1 pseudogene is annotated in these 331 nt (G+C 69.2%); it reads left to right on the top strand.

What is annotated here, in order from left to right:
- Positions 1-331, top strand: a pseudogene (locus NE591_RS13490) (YhgE/Pip domain-containing protein); the annotation flags it as partial.

Below are 331 nucleotides of genomic sequence, written 5' to 3' on the forward strand. Positions count from 1 at the left end.
CCCGCCGTGAACGATGCGCTGGACGCGTTGGCCGAAACTTCGTCGGCCCTTTCCGGGGCTCTTGAGACCCAGCGGCTCCTCGTGGCCCAGACCGGGCTCGGCATCGACCAGCTGGACGCCACCATGGACACGGCCGCCTCAACGGTGGCCGAGACCGACCGGCTCTTCGCCGGCCTGGAAAGCGAGCTGGGCATCGTCTACAACGACGTGCTCGCCTTCGGCACCTCCGACGCGCTTTCCCGGCTCGTGGGCGAGGGCGGTCTTGACGCCGACAAGATCGCGGCGTGCATGGCGTCGCCCACCGAGGTGGTCACCGAGCAGCTCTATCCGC

Source organism: Adlercreutzia sp. DFI.6.23, from assembly GCF_024462535.1.
Lineage (GTDB): Bacteria > Actinomycetota > Coriobacteriia > Coriobacteriales > Eggerthellaceae > Adlercreutzia > Adlercreutzia rubneri.